The 16,416-nt window shown below is 42.9% G+C and carries 17 protein-coding genes; 6 read left to right on the top strand and 11 right to left on the bottom strand.

What is annotated here, in order from left to right; genetic code table 11:
• Nucleotides 1-23: 23 nt before the first annotated feature.
• Nucleotides 24-479 (top strand): hypothetical protein, encoded by a 456-nt coding sequence (locus V5298_RS01295; protein WP_332929651.1) that lies wholly within the window; start codon nucleotides 24-26, stop codon nucleotides 477-479.
• Between the two features lie 56 nt (nucleotides 480-535).
• Here the strand turns inward: V5298_RS01295 and V5298_RS01290 are convergent, their stop codons facing one another.
• Both V5298_RS01290 and V5298_RS01285 read right to left on the bottom strand, forming a co-directional pair.
• A complete protein-coding gene (locus V5298_RS01290; protein ID WP_332929650.1) occupies nucleotides 536-1,372 on the bottom strand; it encodes a thioredoxin fold domain-containing protein in 837 nt (278 codons plus the stop codon).
• 11 nt (nucleotides 1,373-1,383) lie between these two features.
• Nucleotides 1,384-1,881: a hypothetical protein gene (locus tag V5298_RS01285; protein ID WP_332929649.1), complete on the bottom strand. Its 498-nt coding sequence runs from the start codon at nucleotides 1,879-1,881 to the stop codon at nucleotides 1,384-1,386.
• A 111-nt stretch (nucleotides 1,882-1,992) separates the two neighbouring features.
• Here V5298_RS01285 and V5298_RS01280 point away from each other — a divergent pair, with 111 nt between their 5' ends.
• Complete coding sequence (locus V5298_RS01280; RefSeq protein WP_332929648.1) at nucleotides 1,993-3,519, top strand: hypothetical protein; 1,527 nt, start codon at nucleotides 1,993-1,995, stop codon at nucleotides 3,517-3,519.
• A gap of 13 nt (nucleotides 3,520-3,532) precedes the next feature.
• Here V5298_RS01280 and V5298_RS01275 read toward each other — a convergent pair whose 3' ends face one another.
• The 7 genes from V5298_RS01275 to V5298_RS01245 all read right to left on the bottom strand — a co-directional run bounded on the left by V5298_RS01275 (nucleotide 3,533) and on the right by V5298_RS01245 (nucleotide 9,829).
• A complete protein-coding gene (locus V5298_RS01275; RefSeq protein WP_332929647.1) occupies nucleotides 3,533-4,588 on the bottom strand; it encodes a hypothetical protein in 1,056 nt (351 codons plus the stop codon).
• 88 nt (nucleotides 4,589-4,676) lie between these two features.
• Nucleotides 4,677-5,264: a hypothetical protein gene (locus V5298_RS01270; RefSeq protein ID WP_332929646.1), complete on the bottom strand. Its 588-nt coding sequence runs from the start codon at nucleotides 5,262-5,264 to the stop codon at nucleotides 4,677-4,679.
• A gap of 1 nt (nucleotide 5,265) precedes the next feature.
• On the bottom strand, nucleotides 5,266-5,898 hold the full coding sequence (locus tag V5298_RS01265) for a DsbA family protein (RefSeq protein WP_332929645.1): 633 nt from the start codon (nucleotides 5,896-5,898) through the stop codon (nucleotides 5,266-5,268).
• A 49-nt stretch (nucleotides 5,899-5,947) separates the two neighbouring features.
• A complete protein-coding gene (locus V5298_RS01260) occupies nucleotides 5,948-6,319 on the bottom strand; it encodes a hypothetical protein (RefSeq protein ID WP_332929644.1) in 372 nt (123 codons plus the stop codon).
• 356 nt (nucleotides 6,320-6,675) lie between these two features.
• On the bottom strand, nucleotides 6,676-8,445 hold the full coding sequence (locus V5298_RS01255; RefSeq protein ID WP_332929643.1) for a hypothetical protein: 1,770 nt from the start codon (nucleotides 8,443-8,445) through the stop codon (nucleotides 6,676-6,678).
• Nucleotides 8,446-8,538: 93 nt separating this feature from the next.
• Entirely contained in the window at nucleotides 8,539-8,871 is a 333-nt protein-coding gene (locus tag V5298_RS01250; protein ID WP_332929642.1) for a hypothetical protein, read from the bottom strand.
• 160 nt (nucleotides 8,872-9,031) lie between these two features.
• On the bottom strand, nucleotides 9,032-9,829 hold the full coding sequence (locus V5298_RS01245; RefSeq protein WP_332929641.1) for a hypothetical protein: 798 nt from the start codon (nucleotides 9,827-9,829) through the stop codon (nucleotides 9,032-9,034).
• Between the two features lie 120 nt (nucleotides 9,830-9,949).
• Between V5298_RS01245 and V5298_RS01240 the strand changes: the two genes are divergently transcribed.
• Nucleotides 9,950-11,332 carry a hypothetical protein gene (locus V5298_RS01240; protein ID WP_332929640.1) on the top strand — a complete coding sequence of 461 codons (1,383 nt, stop codon included), beginning with the start codon at nucleotides 9,950-9,952 and terminating at the stop codon, nucleotides 11,330-11,332.
• Between the two features lie 97 nt (nucleotides 11,333-11,429).
• Here the strand turns inward: V5298_RS01240 and V5298_RS01235 are convergent, their stop codons facing one another.
• Complete coding sequence (locus V5298_RS01235) at nucleotides 11,430-12,224, bottom strand: hypothetical protein (protein WP_332929639.1); 795 nt, start codon at nucleotides 12,222-12,224, stop codon at nucleotides 11,430-11,432.
• 168 nt (nucleotides 12,225-12,392) lie between these two features.
• Between V5298_RS01235 and V5298_RS01230 the strand changes: the two genes are divergently transcribed.
• From V5298_RS01230 to V5298_RS01220, 3 genes are all read left to right on the top strand, one after another.
• On the top strand, nucleotides 12,393-13,403 hold the full coding sequence (locus tag V5298_RS01230) for a hypothetical protein (RefSeq protein WP_332929638.1): 1,011 nt from the start codon (nucleotides 12,393-12,395) through the stop codon (nucleotides 13,401-13,403).
• Nucleotides 13,404-13,559: 156 nt separating this feature from the next.
• Nucleotides 13,560-14,279 (top strand): signal peptidase I, encoded by a 720-nt coding sequence (gene lepB / locus V5298_RS01225; RefSeq protein WP_332929637.1) that lies wholly within the window; start codon nucleotides 13,560-13,562, stop codon nucleotides 14,277-14,279.
• A 10-nt stretch (nucleotides 14,280-14,289) separates the two neighbouring features.
• Nucleotides 14,290-14,928, top strand: coding sequence for a hypothetical protein (locus V5298_RS01220; RefSeq protein WP_332929636.1), 639 nt, complete (start codon nucleotides 14,290-14,292; stop codon nucleotides 14,926-14,928).
• Between the two features lie 51 nt (nucleotides 14,929-14,979).
• Here V5298_RS01220 and V5298_RS01215 read toward each other — a convergent pair whose 3' ends face one another.
• Nucleotides 14,980-16,359 (bottom strand): phosphoadenosine phosphosulfate reductase family protein, encoded by a 1,380-nt coding sequence (locus tag V5298_RS01215; protein ID WP_332929635.1) that lies wholly within the window; start codon nucleotides 16,357-16,359, stop codon nucleotides 14,980-14,982.
• Nucleotides 16,360-16,416 lie beyond the last annotated feature (57 nt).

The raw sequence follows: 16,416 nt of genomic DNA, 5'->3' as shown, positions 1-16,416 counted from the left end.
ATTTAATTCATAGATATTTAATAATGAAACCCAAAATTGTTGCTGTAAAATCTGCGCATACAGGTTGGGGCTTAAAGGTTAGAAAGCTCGCTAACCATCGCAATCCTCACAAAGGATTGAATGCTACCCACTTGAACTTACTCAACCCCCAGCGAGAGGGGCTAAAAATATTAAAAAAACCCATTGAACAAGTTACATACAAGGATTTTGATTCATCCTTCATTGTCTCTAGCCGACACATTCTCAATGCGGACAATTTTGACGGTGATATGCAGGAGAACTTTCACACTCTAAGCATAGTCGCAGACACCTTTTTCCCGGTTGCCCGACAAATGTACTTCCGGTTATTGAGTATGCCTAAAATTGATAACGGTATAGAACTCGATATTGACCGCGATATGAGTCTGGTTGTCTCTCCCCCTAAAATTCAAAAGCCGAGCCTGAAAAATAAGGGCAAAACGCCGCCCAAACCTAGATAACAAAAAAAGGTGCGTTAAATTGGTATTTAACGCACCTTTTCCCTCGGCCACTTCGGTTACTGGGAAATAGTTATTCCTACATCACCTAAAATATCAGCGTACGGTTTGTACCCTGGCACCTTTGTCGACTTTCCATCAACGGTGGTAAGGTACATAAATGGCGTTCCGTTAACACCGATGCTTCGGCCTAACTTATAGCCCGAATCAATCATATCACCACTACACCCTTCTTTATTCACTGCATCTGCGTAGGTTGTTGTATCACCTAAAGTAATTTCGCGATAGGCAACCGCTGGATTGTCTGAACAAAGAGCCTGGAGCCATCGTTGATAGCCCGGTTGCTGCTTACGCGCCCCCTCAATTCCAGAGCGAGGGAAGGGGATGTAATGAACAACGATGCCTTGGTCCAGGTAGTGGTCCAATTCCTTTTCAACCATCTTACAGTAACCGCACGTTGGGTCAGTTACGACATAGAGATCACCGGCGTAGGCCACCCCTTCTGGCAATTCATGCGAAATCCAGTTACCTTTACTTGATTCAATCAAAATCGGCGTTAAGATATCTGAGGCCGGCACCAACTTACCCCCGCTGGATACATACATCGCATTTGGACGAATCAAGCCATCACCTGTTGCCGTCGTTAAGAAATAGGAATCAGCGAATAAAACAGGGAAACTTTCACCGTCAACCTTTTCTTGGTAGGGAGCTAGCGTGAAGTCAGTCTTTATAGATTTAGCTAAATCTCCAACGCCAGAGGCTGTTAAGTGTGTTGACAGCTTTGTCAGTGCAGAATCAACTGCCTCACCATCCAAACCACCAGCCATAGCCGTTATTGATGACGCACCCAATACGGTCGCAACCGCAATCTTTTTCATTAATCCGTTAAACTTCATGAACAATCCTTTTATTTGGTTTGGCTAATAATCTGCGTAGCCCTTTCGATTCGGGATGCAGAAAATACTTCGGGATAAACTTGACTTCGATAAACAGTCAGAATCCTTTCAACGACCTGTTTGGCGTTGACTCGCATTTCATCGTCTTCACTTTTTTCAGCTACCCAATTCAGCAATTGGATGAAACGCTGTTGACGAGGCAAGCTTAACTTTTCAATATAAGTAAGAACAGAGACGGTATCTATCGTAGAAAGATGGCAAATAATGGTAAGTAAGATCTTATCGTCAAGCTTATCGTTTTTTATAGCTCGTTCCAAAAGACCGTAAAAGTCCTTCCAGAGCCGGCTCATCTGTGGCAACGTGACGTTTGCCGCCCAGGTTGAGCGTTCGTACTCTGTAATCCTAGCTTTTAAAGAGTCGGGGATTTTTATTGCTGTCCTTAACTCAATAGAACTGATGTGCCCAGCCATTACTTTCCATTCCTCATCCTTGATGATTAAAGGATACATTAATGGCGCTCAAGTAATCAAGGAAAAGTTAAAAAAACAACATAAATTTACAGATTTTAATGTATTTAACCTTTGTTATATTGTATAATACATGCAGTATCAGGGGGCGCTATGAAGCATGTACTTACACTTTTTTCCACGGTTTATTTATGTATCGAGATACAAGCTTGGCTTTTCCTGTCAAAGCTATACTCAACACCTCTAACGGCAAACACGTTGGGTGATTATGAGCGGTTCGGTTACGCCAGTTTTGGGGTGGGGGTTTCTGTACTTTTCTTCCGCGTTGTCGCAAAGAAGTACAGCACACAAAAAACGGCACTTGCTCTTGCTCTCATTCCTTTGATCTATATTACTAGTGTCTGGGCGGTATACGAGGCAGTACAACGTTCTTCATCGCTGATCAGTGATAAGCCAAAATCCTTGGCTTCTACAATACAAACTCTGTCCTCTCCGTCATGGGGTAATCTTTCTCTATATTACTTTGGGAACCCCAAGGTAGATAACGATGATGTGAGCCGATTTATGACGCTTTACCCCCCGTCAGAAAAGTTGATTCAAGCCTCTTACATTTCAGGTATACGCAATATTGCCCTCTATGCTGAGGTTTATAGGAAAGCGAAGAATAAACTCGACCGGAAGGTGATCAACGCGCTTATCAAGCGGGGCTTATTGTTCCAAACTGACCTGGTTAAAAATGCGAGGTTTCAGAAGCACCTAAATATTGTTGCGCTTCGTCAGGCAATCAATGAGTCTTACCTATGGGCTCTTAACCCTTGGTATAACATCGAATATCAAAACGCCATGGACGTTGCTCCGGTGACAATGGAAAAGGCAAAAGCCTATTACAACTCTCACCTAGCTGAAATTCGCTTCCATTCTCCACGTCTCAAGACTCGCTACACCTCGGACGAAGGACTGCTTGTGGAGATTGATCTGTTATCGTGGGATGCGGCCTTACCGTCGTTTCTGCTTGATGCTAAAAGAGTGCGTGAGCGTGAGCTTGTTGCGGATTTCTTGGGTTACAACCAGCCACCCGCCGCTGCCCCTTATCTTAGCGGGGATGATTATTTTCGTTACTTGGTGAGCCAGAAAATTTTTAGGTCGTTGGGAATAGAGGAACAGGCTGATTTCCCTTTAATTCCATGGGGCGAAAACGATCAATACACTCAAGAGTACGCTTTCCTTTTTGGTGCAGAAAAAATAGCGCCGTTCTTTTTTAACGACAGAACGACAATCGTTAATTTTTCAGATCTCACCAAAAGAGAAGTGCGCCTTGACTACATCGACAAAATCAGAGCTGGGCTTAACGCTAACTTGCGGTACTATTGGCACCAATACCAAGCCGAGAGCTACGCTGCGTTAAGTACCGATGCTCGTGCCTGGCAGAACCCGACGGATTACGCGCTAAACAAAGATCTGTTAAGAGTGGGGGCTATCTTGCCTTTGTTGCTGTTGCTTTCCACATTAATGATCATTGTTAATGTGGCGCTTAGCCTTACCAACAATAAGTCCATGGCTATCGGTGTCCTATTCGCCGTAGCCTTCACACTGTGCAGTGGACACCTATGGCCAGAGGATATATTACTCAAGTTTCTCTTGCCTATTTCGGTAAAAGCACCTCAGATTTTTGTATTTTAAGTGTTGGGCAGCGTCATCTAAACCGATAGCGCTGCTCTGGCTTATGCTCAGGTTCATCAACAAGTTCTCTAGCGACAAATAGCGCTGTCTGAAATTCGTTGATTGTCATCGGCTCAAATTTCGCTTGAGACAGAACTTCCTCGTCGTAAACGACCAATTCTTTACCCAGTACATGATGGGCATCCCCAGTCAAAGCCGGGATCTTGTTTTTTGACAGAAAACGTGCGGTTTCAAGGCCAGGGTTCTCTTTTCCCATTATGGAAAATGCGCTTTGCACTTGCTGAACCAAATCACCATACGTGATGCTATCGGGAGTTAAATTTAATCCGTGTAACACAATATCGTTCAACGCATTCTCATACAACTCAGGCATCTTTTCGATAAAATCATCATAGAGTTCCGGGGCTTCACCCTCATTACCCAGAATAATGTAGTCCCAGACCCGGCGAACCTGATCTTCTGACGAATAAAAACTAAGACCATTTTCCAGTGACTCGCTGTAGGCTTCGTAAAACATATCGTCAAGGAGATCGGCTATCTCTTCAGGTGAGTAATTCGATTCTAAATTCATCGCGTCATAATCGAGCGAGAGCACTCCTTTTTCACGGTAAAAGCATGTCAAGAAAGACATTTGGAGTGACATTAGCTTTTCCTCGTCATGAATGTAATCATCCCAATCCGGGGTTTCTTCAATACGGATATTAGGCAATTCAACATTGTGAACCACGCCATGGCGAATTTCGATTTCCAGCGCATCGGAATTAGACTGTAAATCTTCGTTCAGGGCATTGTTTATGGACGATAAATCCAGGTTGTTGATTGGCTGTTCTTGTTTCAGTGCGGATAAAATCCCGAACTCAACCGAGCCGGCCTCAAACATGTGGTTACCAAAGTACGCATATTCATCTGCCTCTTTGTAATGGCGATAATTTTCAAAGTAGTTTTCAACAACATCGGGGGAACCAAAATACATCCCCAAACCATGGCGTTGAACCCCAGTACCACCACCAACCATATCAAAGTTAGCTGTGGTGATTTTTACTGGTGATGCCGTGAAAGTTCGAATCATACCATTATCCTTTTTGGCTATTACTTTTATGTTATCACGAAAAAAGCCGTCGTTTGACGGCTGCTTTTTTCTGAGGCAAGGTCAGGTTTTAGCTCTTGAATCCCAAATGCTGATAGAAAACTGTTATCCAGTGCTCCGCGTAATCGATAATGAGATTGAGATCTTCTATGCGCTTATTCGGAAGGCTTTTGTAATCTAGGGGATCTTTAACGCCCTCAACTTCAAGTGCAATATCAACAATGAACGCCATTGACCACGAAGAAATAAAGTAAGGCTTTTCTGTCAGGTGGGATATCCGTTGATATAGCTCTTGGTATGCGTTTGCATGCTCAACAAAAATCGGGCCTTGGGTATTCAGCCATTTTCTGACCCAATCAGGCCCGTCAGGACTTGTGTTCCTAATCCCCATCGCGTAGGTTCTTTCACAAAATTTAGCGCTAAATGCCATCAACTTTTCGAGGTGTTCATTATTTGTTGGAACCTGGTCCCCTGAATTTTGTAAAACATAGGACTCGATGGCGTCTGAAACTATACGTATGTAAAAACCTGTGTGGGACTTTTCATCGTTTCGAAGTTCTTTTAATTGCTCGTCATTAAGCCCCACTTCATCCAGTTTCACCCAATCAAAAGTCAAGTCACCATAAACATCAATTTTATCGCTTTTGAATTCACTCATATCACACCAACCCATTTAAATATTTGATCAGAGACACAAGATCTTTGAATGGGGCCTTATTGTCCAGCTCTTCCATATTAACAAGGTACTTCCCATTAACGATAAAGGACGGCGTTCCTCTTAGTCCTCGTTTTAACAGTTCATTTTGAGCATCCACTTCTTTCAAAAAGCGCTTATTAATTTCTTCGTCTTGAACAAGGTCTAGCGCGTCCGCTTCATCAATATCGAGCACCTGAGCTAAAGCGGCTATCGGTTTGTCTATTTTCTCGCGGTGGAACTGCGGGAAAACAAGATCAAGGAACGCATCCCCTTTTTCTTTGTCCCTAGCAGCCATAAAGGCCTTAGCCATGAGGTTTTGAGAAGATTCACTGACAAACCCCATAAAATTAACAGGCGTTTGTTCTAGCGTGATATCGTCCCTAAGTGCTTTTTTAAGCATCGGGATACCTTGAAGCTCCATCGCGTAACAATGCCCGCAGTAAACAGAGAAATACTCGGTAACTGTATCTTTTGAATTTACCGAATCTGATACAACGGTGTAATTAACGCCCGGTTCGTATTCGTCAGCAAAACTTAATCCTGGCAAACACATTAAAGTAAAAATACAAATTCCTTTCTTCACATTTAACAACATAACATCTCCTTTAACCTACCCAGAGATAGGTTCTTTGTGGTTTTAAAATTTAAAATCGTCCAGGACTGCGTTTGTCGGCGGAACGAGTTCGCCATTCATCAAATCGCTTTTCCAAATCAAAACGTCTAGACTTAGCCAAAGATTGAGCGCGCTTGGCCGCGGCTTTCGCTCTGACTGCTTGAGCATACTCTGCACTTCTTTTCGCTTCACGACGTTGAAGTTCAACAGACAGGGCCTTATTGCTTTCGGTTGCGTTCTTGAAATCCAAATCTGCCTTGTACATCAAGGATTTCTCTAAGATGTCAACGCCATCTGTCATGAGTGACAACTGGTATTCTGCTTCAGCAAGCTCAAGCGCAGAATTCTCCAGGCTTCGGTAATATTCCTCAGTGACTTCAAAAGGTAAATTATTTTTCTTCATAACATTAATCACTTGGTTGGATGATTTATTATATCCACACCTTTGTTATATTGCAATTTTATATATAACTTGCTTATGTTTTTTTTATTACATAAAATAAAAGTGTCGCTTAGAGCAAAGCGAACGCCGTTTAGAGCAAAACGGTGAGTTTGTAACATCAAAAACAAGGTAATAATATGAACGTAAAGCAAAAAACACACTGCTTATGCGCCTTTTTTATAGGGCTCTTAGCAGCAAGCGTCATCGTCCCTCACGAACCAAGCCAAGCACAGTCTTTAGACTCTTTGGAGAAAAAAAATATTGAGATAGTTTGGGAATAAGGTCCCCCCTTTAAAGGGGGGTTAAGCTAACGCGGTTTACACTAAGCCCCTTTGGGGCTTCTTAGCATCACTGAGGACGTAATCAGGCGTCCCTAGGCCAGGGTCTTGGTATTCTGGAGAAGACAAAATTTCCACCGCTTCCTGCAATGCGTCTCCAGCAGGGTCATTTGTTGGGTACAAACAAAGTTGATTCAATTCCACCATTTCTTTTGATGAGATAGGATCGGGCATGCAAGTTATATCATTTTGCGCATCGACCAACGCCTCTACTGAAATCACTGGTTTCGGTGATGGAACTTCAGGTAACTCAATCGTGGAGCCAGCAAGGATCAGGTTGGGGTCTGTAATTGCGCTGTTCATTTCGACAACTTTATCGACATAGGAATCAATCATCATATAGTCATATGGGATTTGCGCTGCCTCCAGTCTGGCGGCAATAATTTCTGACAAGGTATCACCCGGTTGAATTTTATAAAACTCATTACTTATGTCTGGTAGTTCCTCGCTAGCCGGGGCGTCCCCGCCGGTAGGCTGGGTGCCATTATTCGCTAGCGCATCCTTTATTGTAGGCTCATCATGCGTGCTCGCCACCTCGGTGTTCACATCAGCGCTTGCACTGAGCGTGACATCCGGAGACGGCTGAGCCTCCCCATCAACAACAATTCCCATATTAGAAAGGAGATCCACTTCACTTTTGCTTGGGGCGTTTTCACCTGTAAAGATATCGATATCTCCTGAGCCCAACTTTAACGAAGAGTCCGCATATCCATCCTCTAGTGAGAATGGAAGAAAATCGTTTGTCGTCACGTCATCAACGAAGGCCATGCCTTTTTCTACAGCCTCAACGGGATCTATGACGCCGGTCATAGTTAGGACACCGAACGCTGCAACAGCGAGACCTCCGGCAATCATTTTGGCCGCACGAGGAGATAGTTTCTGGACTTCGCGTTTGATCGACGCTTTAATCCCTGATTTTTCCACCATATTATCTACGCTTGTCTTGATGCTATTCGCAAAAGGACGCATGGTCTTGGTGTTCATAATCACGGAAAGGCCTTTCGACACTAGGTACCCCGAGGGGTTATGCAGAATCATACCTGCTCGCAAGATGGCCGAGGCCTGTTTAAAAGGCTCCATTGCAGCCTCACCGATCGCTTTTGTTTTCATCGATTCAATTTCAGCTTTGAGTTCAGGCTTGCTCGTAGAGAAAAACTCGATCGTGGCGGCATGGGTCTTTCTTACGCCATCCGGTAAAAGAGATTCATCCATCTTTTTAGATATTGCGCGAATAGGGACGTCAACCTTATCAAGGAGTTGTTTTAATTGCTTAGGGTCAAACGTTTCTTTAATCTGCTTGTAAATATCATGGTCAAGGAGTCGAGAACCGACATACTCGAATTCATTCATCTGCATTGTTGCTGAAAGCGTTTCGAACTCTTTTCTTTCAGCATGGGGGAGGGGCGATCCATTTCCTTTTTCCTGCAGTGTTTCCCAACGCGTCCGTTTAGCCTGATATTCAGCGAGGAGATTATATTCTGGCTTGTAGTACTCGCGCGTAAACGCTTCCATCAAGCCCTTAAGCCGTGACTCTGACAGATCCGCAAAAAGTTTTTTATATTGTTCAGCTCGGGCCGCATACGCCGAATCAAAGTTATCGTTTCGAAACTTATTCAGCTCTTCTATATGTAAAATACGGCGAAAACTCTGCGCAGCGGAGGCCGCATATTTACCTCGCCCTTTGGCAAGGTGATCAATAGGCGCTTTCGTTGGCGCGTCGTTTTTTTTTGTTGTCTTTTTGCTGGGCATGACTGTCTTCCTTTATCAATCTACACTATTGATTTTATCACATAAAAAAAAAGGCCCACGCGAGCGTAGACCTTTTTTTGCACCGTAACTTTTCTATTGCGAATGACACATCTCTTGTGCTTCCAGAGGCTCTGCATTCAAATGATGAGCCTGCCTCAGACAGAAATTATTAATATCTGAACTTACGCTAATTAACGCGTTGCTGACGTGTTGGAAATGGGCTACTTGCGTGAACTCCGACTCCCCAGTTTCTCTTTCGACGATGTCGATATCGTCCACCCAATCTTTATTCATTGCAGCAAATCCGTCGTATGGTTCGAAACCAAGATAGGTCGACGCGGTGGATTTTACATGCAACGGATCCGATACTGCATTAATGTAGAGTGTAGCAAATATCGAAATGATGCCTATAAAAAATAATCTCATGGAGACTCCCGGTGATGTGTGAATTGGATGTTATTTATATTTTATTGTTATCCAGTGTAATCACTGTGATTACACTGGCCATCCTACACCAACAAATTTTAAACATCAATGGTGATTGTTAATTTAACAAAGATAATAAAGAAATACGATTGGTAACACGTTATCCCAAACGTCGACGCATGGACTCTTTTAATGACCGGTTGAGCTCTGTATTGCGAATTTCTCGTGGCGGTGGTGCATTCGGGTTGGCGGCCAATGCGATACCCATAAGTTCTCCCGGCATCTCAAAGGCGTCAACCCGCTCTCTAAAATGCTCCCCAAGCACTTCTGCAATTTCTTCCATTGTCAGGTCTTCTGGAGAGAGTTCCTCTTTCTGGAAATGCGGGATCATTTCAACAACACTGCGTTCCATTGGCATAGGAATTGTTGGGAGGTCTAGCTCTCTGAGGTTTTGCAGGGCGTTATCATACTCTTTCCCTAGTCCCGCAGATGCATCACGCGCAATCCGCATATACCCAAATAGGTCACCATCTTCGGTTTCAAAAAACACACCATTGGGATCACCTTTAAAGCTATAGGTGGAATGTGCTGTCTCTTCCAGCACATCACCCTTTGCCGATCCATCCAGAGCTAGATAGAGAAATGCCCCTTCTTTATCCTCAATCCCGGCGTGTAAGAAAATCATTCCATGCTCAACGGCTGCGTCCGTATCACTACCATTTGCAACCAGGATGGCTTCCGGTGAATACATGTCATAATCAACATTTCTACCAGGCCCGTCTGACGTCGGAAAACTTTCCTTGCTAGCAATCCGGAAGCCGGCATTGGAAAATTCGCCAACATCACGCAAAAACTTTTCTTCAGTAGGGCTTTTCGTGTAAGCAGCCTGATTTGTGTCATCCGTGATATCTAGGTCAAAAACCGACGTCCCATCTTCTGTTTTGTACAATTCTCTCACATTCGTCTCTCCATAAACTTCTTATAAAGATATTATCACAGGTCACATACTATTTTTTTTACGATCAAACTTATAATGTTGATTTGAGGCACGCAACAGCGTATTTTATGAGAAATGACTTTGTTAGAAAAACCAAGGAAGAAAATGAATACGGATTATGTAAAGTTAAATTTAAAAAGTTTTTTGGACGACATCTGCGCGAAGCACGTTGTACATTCTTTTGAGCTATCTGGGCGAGATAACGATTACGCCCTCGCAGAATTAAGTAAGCTCGCGAAAATCTGTCGTGCCGTCAATAACCAGGTTACAAAAGAAAGTATTGAGCTCAACGGGCCCGAATTCCGGGTTTACACCAAAGCTAAGGGTATAGAAGAAACCCAGTATTACGCACTGTTTCCTCATTTGCTTGGCGGCCACTGTCCTTTTGTTGTGTTCGAGAATCAAGGTCATAACAAGTCGCAGTACCCCATAAAGGGGGTCTTCGTTAAGATGGCGCGTTACAGTTATAATTACTGTCCTAAAACGATTAAGAAGCTGGCTAAAGAACTCTTCACGCAGCATCTTAAGGTGGGTCATTCGATTACTATGAAGGAGGCGAAAAAACTTATAAAGAAAGGGATTGAGGCAGAAAAAATCGATGTCCCCCTTTCAGAAAGCCGACAGCCTATTTCGTTTTATATTGATGTGGAGCACGGGGTCATCCTTAGTCGCCCGTCAAAAGCGGTTGCCCATGCAATTAGAGCATTCTTTCACATGGTCCTTAAAACAGCGGAAATCATCTTCCCTGGTGGAGGGGCCGAAGTTGGCATCAATGCCTGCCTCGAAAGCAATGAGATAGATGGACTTTCCACATTGCCATTCTCAATGAATGCCATTTCTCAGGGCTTATCTTCCCGTGCATACAACATAGACCAAATCGTTGATTACTATGGTGGGGGTCTTAACGAAAACGCAAACACATGCCCCGTTATGCCAACGTTTACTGCCAGTGCACATGCCCAAGACAACGGTCGTCAGCTCGTTCGATTTACGGATTCTATTTGTTTGTTTTCAGGGGATAGTGAAACAGAATACCCTTCCTTTGATAGGCTCTCGACATTCCGTAAGACCATGCAGCTGGATTACTTATCCCTTCGAGTCATTACCGAATTACCCTTAAGCACACAACTTAAAGCGTTCTTTGAGCTCGACCCCGAATATGCGGAAGAGCAGGGGATTGGCAACTTTGTAAATGTAGGGTTTGAAACCAGCGCAAGCAACGGAAATATCTGCTTCCAAATAAAAGAACGGCTTGGCCTATTCGCAAAGGCATGTAGTTTTCTTATCTACGCACACACTAGAGATAACAGTGTGAGCCCAGAAAACGCAGAATCGGTGCTTCTTTCATACTTAGGCGGGCTATTGGAGCCATTGCATGATAGCACTGAGCTCTTCATCAACCTGTATTTAGAGTCCAGTCAAATAGAAAAAGTGTTTGGGGAAGACGCTGAGGTGGCTGCATGAAAATAAATTAAGGCAGAGGTTCTCTCTGCCTTAATCTTTGAACTTTTCAGGCGGGTTCCTACGCCTGAATATCTAATGTCCACAACTGAAATCTTATTTAAGAAATTCCATCTTCTTCCATTGCAGCATTATCTTTTATCGCTTTTTCCTCGTTAAAGAAACCGTCTACACCATGAATATTTTGAAACTCAAAAAGCCAACCGGGTGTTATATTCTGTTCGCTTGCCTTTTTTGCCTTGGAGGTGAACGTGGGGCTTTTGCCTAATTGCGTCCGCATCGCGTCCGTATTGACACGGTAACCGAATTGCGCTTCTTCAAATCGTAATGCGTCATGAAACACATCAAGGATCACATTCCCCGGGGGACACTTAACGCCTAAAAACACCCCATCTTCAAATATGGCATATTCAGCCGGCGAAAGGAGCGAAAGTTCATCAATTAATATTTTTTTAAAAAGTTTCTTAAATTTATCTTCGATCTCAGGATCCACTACCATTACCTTAAGTGGGATAGGGAAAAACAATGCCATTAACATATTGAGCTTTAAAATAACCCGCTGTTCCTCGCGTCTCGTCGCCGGTTCAAAGGTGAATCCCTCCTCCGAGTGAACTTCGATATCAATAATGTTTCTTGCAAGATTGACTAATCTTGCGAATTTTCGGCTTCCCCACTGCGTGCATGTATAATCATTGAATTCCATTAAACGAATAATAAGTGCTTTGGGAATGATTGAGGAATAAAGTTTCGCCGTTTCTTTTCGGAGCTTTTGGTTTATATTGTCATACTCCAATTGCTCTTCATTACGCTCGCGCTTTTCTTCATCCGTTAAAATTCTCGGCTCGAACGTTCTTTTCTCAATTGAAAACCCCAGCTTACCCCAGAAATTCGACATATCCATCCTTGTGATACAATCATAAATAAGGAATAATTATACATCGTTTTTATGATATACGCATCAATCATAACATTTCGAGAAGACTTACTTTTAAACCGTGAACATATGGTTAGTACTAACCATATTCTGGAGGGGGCGGCGTCGGCCCAATTGTCGACACCTGGCATGACGTTCACGCTAAAAAAAACAACCCGATTTAAGAGTGTAATAGCCGCCACTAATGCTTTTTGTGCCCTGTTTGAAAAACAAAACGGCGTGTCTTCGCTAGGTATGCTTTTACACAAAGGAAAAAACATTTATCACGAGAAAACCCTTGAATTCTTTGTTTTCAAAGATGCAGGGGTCAATAGACGGACTATCATTAACCCGTTATACAAAGGATTGGGTAGCCCGCTTCGTGATCGGATTCACAATGTCATGTGCCTAGATGCAACACCTGCAACACAAAGCCAATTATTTGCAATGATACGAGGCAATAATGCCGACGCGAAATGGATGAAGCAATTTTTGCTTAAAGACCGTCAAAAAATGCAATTATATCGCTGGCAAGAAACCCATTTTAATGAAGAAAATAACCATAGCCCTGAAGAACTCCTGCATGTCGCTCGGAATATTGTTAATTTTGCAAAACTGCCGCCATTACCGATCACTTTCGAAGAGGAAGGGAAATCATGCTTTTTCTCTTTCTCTATGGCGGGGGGGGGCGTTCTAGATTCTGAATCCGTAAAAAAACAAGATTCTAGTGACATTTGGGGGTGGCTGAGGAGAGCAAACGATACGTCGTATGAAAAAATCGGGCAGCGCACTGAAGCTTCATCCGGGGTGAGGATCAGTGCAATGAGATTAACCATCCAGCTTAGCTGGGCGCTTACAGCCCCCATTATTATTCACGAAATCTGTCACTACATTGACTTCATCACGCCTAACCCATACCGAATAAACCAAGGAAAGCATCGGCTTTCCTTCCGCGACTATGAACATCTTTTCGCTGGGCACGGGGCTTCCTATACATCCATATTCGCCAGGGCGCTTATTGATTTCTACGGCGTAGATGAACAAGAAATGTATGAAAGCCTCAAGGCGGCTGACCTCTGGCATTTCTGGATAAAAAGCATCGCGGTAAAGGACATTATTGAGGGGATGGATCACTACGTTGAGCAACGCCTTAAGAGTTAAGCGTCGCGTGAGTAAAATTGTTTGATTTCATTTTCATTGTTTGTTATATTGTACATAAGAAAATAAATAAAGGCAGGGATAGAGCAATTTCTGCACCTTGTATTTCAAAGTGCCTCATTATCCGGTGAGGTCTGCGAATTAAATTTAGGTGATCAGATGGAATTGACTCTGATGAAAAATACGACAAAAACAATATTATCGCTGATTGGAATCGCACTTATAGCTTATTCCGCATATGTTCTCTACGGCTATGTGAAGCCAGGCTTTTATCTTCATGGTGAATCGATGTCTCCAACCATCTTGCCAGACAAAGTCTATTCTGGAAGAAGAATATGGGGGTTTCAAGCGATAGAACGCAACCGAGTAGTGGCGATATCCCCTGAGCTTCTATCTGACATCGACGTCAAACACCCTCCAGGTTTTTACATAAAAAGGATGGTAGGGCTTCCAGGTGACACCTTAGAGTTCTCCAAAAGCGAGGGTAATCTTCTTGCGATCAATGGAGTGCCTGTCCGTCTTACGCCTACAGATAAAGTCAAATCATATTTCTTGCGTAGCAAACGGGCTGATACCTACGGCGAACAAATATCTGGCGTTCCGTATGAATACCATGATCAATACGGCGGGGCGCACTACGTTTACGAATCAACGCGAAATCCAAAATCATCGACCAAAGGCAGTAAAGCTCTCATTTTTGCCGATGTAATCTTTGATATGCCTTTTCTGGATAAATTACCAAGCCAAAACGGGAACGTCTTCGTGGACATCCCTGATGGCTACTATTTCGCACTTTCTGATAACCGCACCGTCGGCACTGACAGTCGGCACTATGGGCTCGTACCGCGGGCCTCTATAAAAGCATATATTGATATTTAGGATGAAAACAATGGTTTACAATATTGAAGAATTTATAAACAAAATGAAAGAGAGGCACAAAGATGATGCCTTGAGCGAACTGATCCCTTGCCTTAATCAATTATGCGAATTGATTTCAATTCACCTCGCCAGAAAAATTGAAGCTGCTCACAAGGCCGGTGCTGACCATGTGAAGTTCATGAACTTTTGGAAAGTTCACTGGCGCTTCAATCGCGATAAAGAATTGACTTTTAGGGCTTCATTCGCGGCCTCGACAACAGCCCGAGGGTTAACCAGCCGTTTCATCGAAAACAATGATAAGGTGGATGATGTTATGATACAGCATTTCTTCAGCATTATTGCAAAACCACCGACTTTTATGGCGCTTGTCGATGAGATCACCGGTATAGTTTATGAGTCAAATAAAATGAATGAGTTCTTTAGTGATGACTTAACGGTTGGTAAAAATGTGTCCTACTTGCTTAACGTTCTCTTTAAGGGCATTCTCATCGTTTGCTATGACGACGGTGCAAAGGTGAACCTTCCTCTGATAGGCTCGTTTCAGCGCGCCTTTCGCTCAAAAAGGAAAAAGGAATTCGCATCTAAGCAAACGTCTGGCGGCATCCTCCAATTTGAAGTGGCACCGCAAAACGTTTGGCTCAAAAGTTGAGCCTTTATTTCAACATTAGAAAAACCCCGCTGTTGCGGGGTTTTTTGTCCTTTAACTTTTCACGTTTCGGCTCGGAGACACGCCTGTTTCAGGAACTAATCGATTGATAATTTCTGACTCTTCTTTACTAAACTGGTTGGTATCATCAATCGTCCAATCTAAGTCATATCCAAAAATTTCTTTGAATATTTTTGGTAAAGAATCATCCCAGTCAGGTTCATTTGGGTCATTTAGCCATTGATGCCTTACTGCATGCAATTCTGGTACGGTAATTAATTCAAAGGTTTTATCAATAGCGCTAAGTTGCTTCTGAGTTTCAAGCAATCGCCTTAAAAATTGTTTTCTGAAACTCAGCAAATAAGGGCCATATGTATAATCGTAAGTTAGCTCTTTTTGATCGTCTCTACGGATGTGGTTTCTAACTTTTCCTTGATTTTCTAATTGCGTGGTATCAGAAAGCTTGTTGCGTAGGTCAAGTAATGGTTCCATCCATTGTTCGCCATTTTGTATTAAACTTTCCATGGCTCTATCTTTAGTAACTACGGTACATGTCCAGCATCCAAACTTAGAATTCCCGCAGGAAGGTGTTGTTTCATCCCCCCCCCTAAGACGTTCCCCTTGACTTGATGAATACTTATATAAATTCCAAAGGGTTAGGTTTTTTCCGCCCCAAGGGTTTTCCCATTCAAGATCATATTTATCGAACCATTTATTTTTTGTGCCGTTTGGTGTTTCCTCACTAACTAAATGACATAGGCGTAGTATTTTCCAAACGTCATCTACACTCCAAGTATCAATTGGGGTATAGATAAAAGCGTTAGATAGTGACATGTGTTTAGCTAAATCTGAGCCATCAATTTTATGTTTTGCTATAACCTGCGCTGGGGATGTGCTTTCCTGAGATCTGGAACCCAAGACAACAACCACTTCTTCATATTTACTCACTTTATCAGTAATAAATGAGCTGACAGGATTGCTCTTCATCCGTTCTGTACACCAACGAAAATTCCTAGTTGGCGCTGGATAACCCTTTCCAAGTATGTTAACCCAAAACGTTTCGGATGTTTTTGGTACAACTTTATGAGAGGTAATTGGTAGGCTATCTCTTTTGGCACCACGGTTTATAGCTGCAAGTGAGTTATTTACATGATTAACTACTGCTGGGGTTTCGACTAAAGTATCAGACGCAACTACAAATATAGGTTTGTGACGCTCCTCTTCTTTTAAACCAAGCAAAGCCATGTATACTAAGGACATAACTGCAGCGGAGTCTTTTCCTCCACTGTATCCAATAACCCAAGGGCGATTGTCTGCTAAGTAAACACGTTGTACATTAGCTACGTATTCACTTAAATACCTTCCAGAAAACTTCTCATTCTCAATGAAGTCGATGTACTCTTCATCAAGATCGTGCTTATTCAATAAATTCATACGTCAAGGAATTCCTTTTCTCTTGTTAGATCATCTTCTAGTAGCGTACATTTTTAA

The sequence above is a fragment of the Alteromonas sp. 14N.309.X.WAT.G.H12 genome, assembly GCF_036697315.1.
Taxonomy (GTDB): domain Bacteria; phylum Pseudomonadota; class Gammaproteobacteria; order Enterobacterales; family Alteromonadaceae; genus Alteromonas.
The sequence above is the reverse complement of the archived record's forward strand: the minus strand, read 5'-3'. Positions and strand labels throughout refer to the sequence as shown.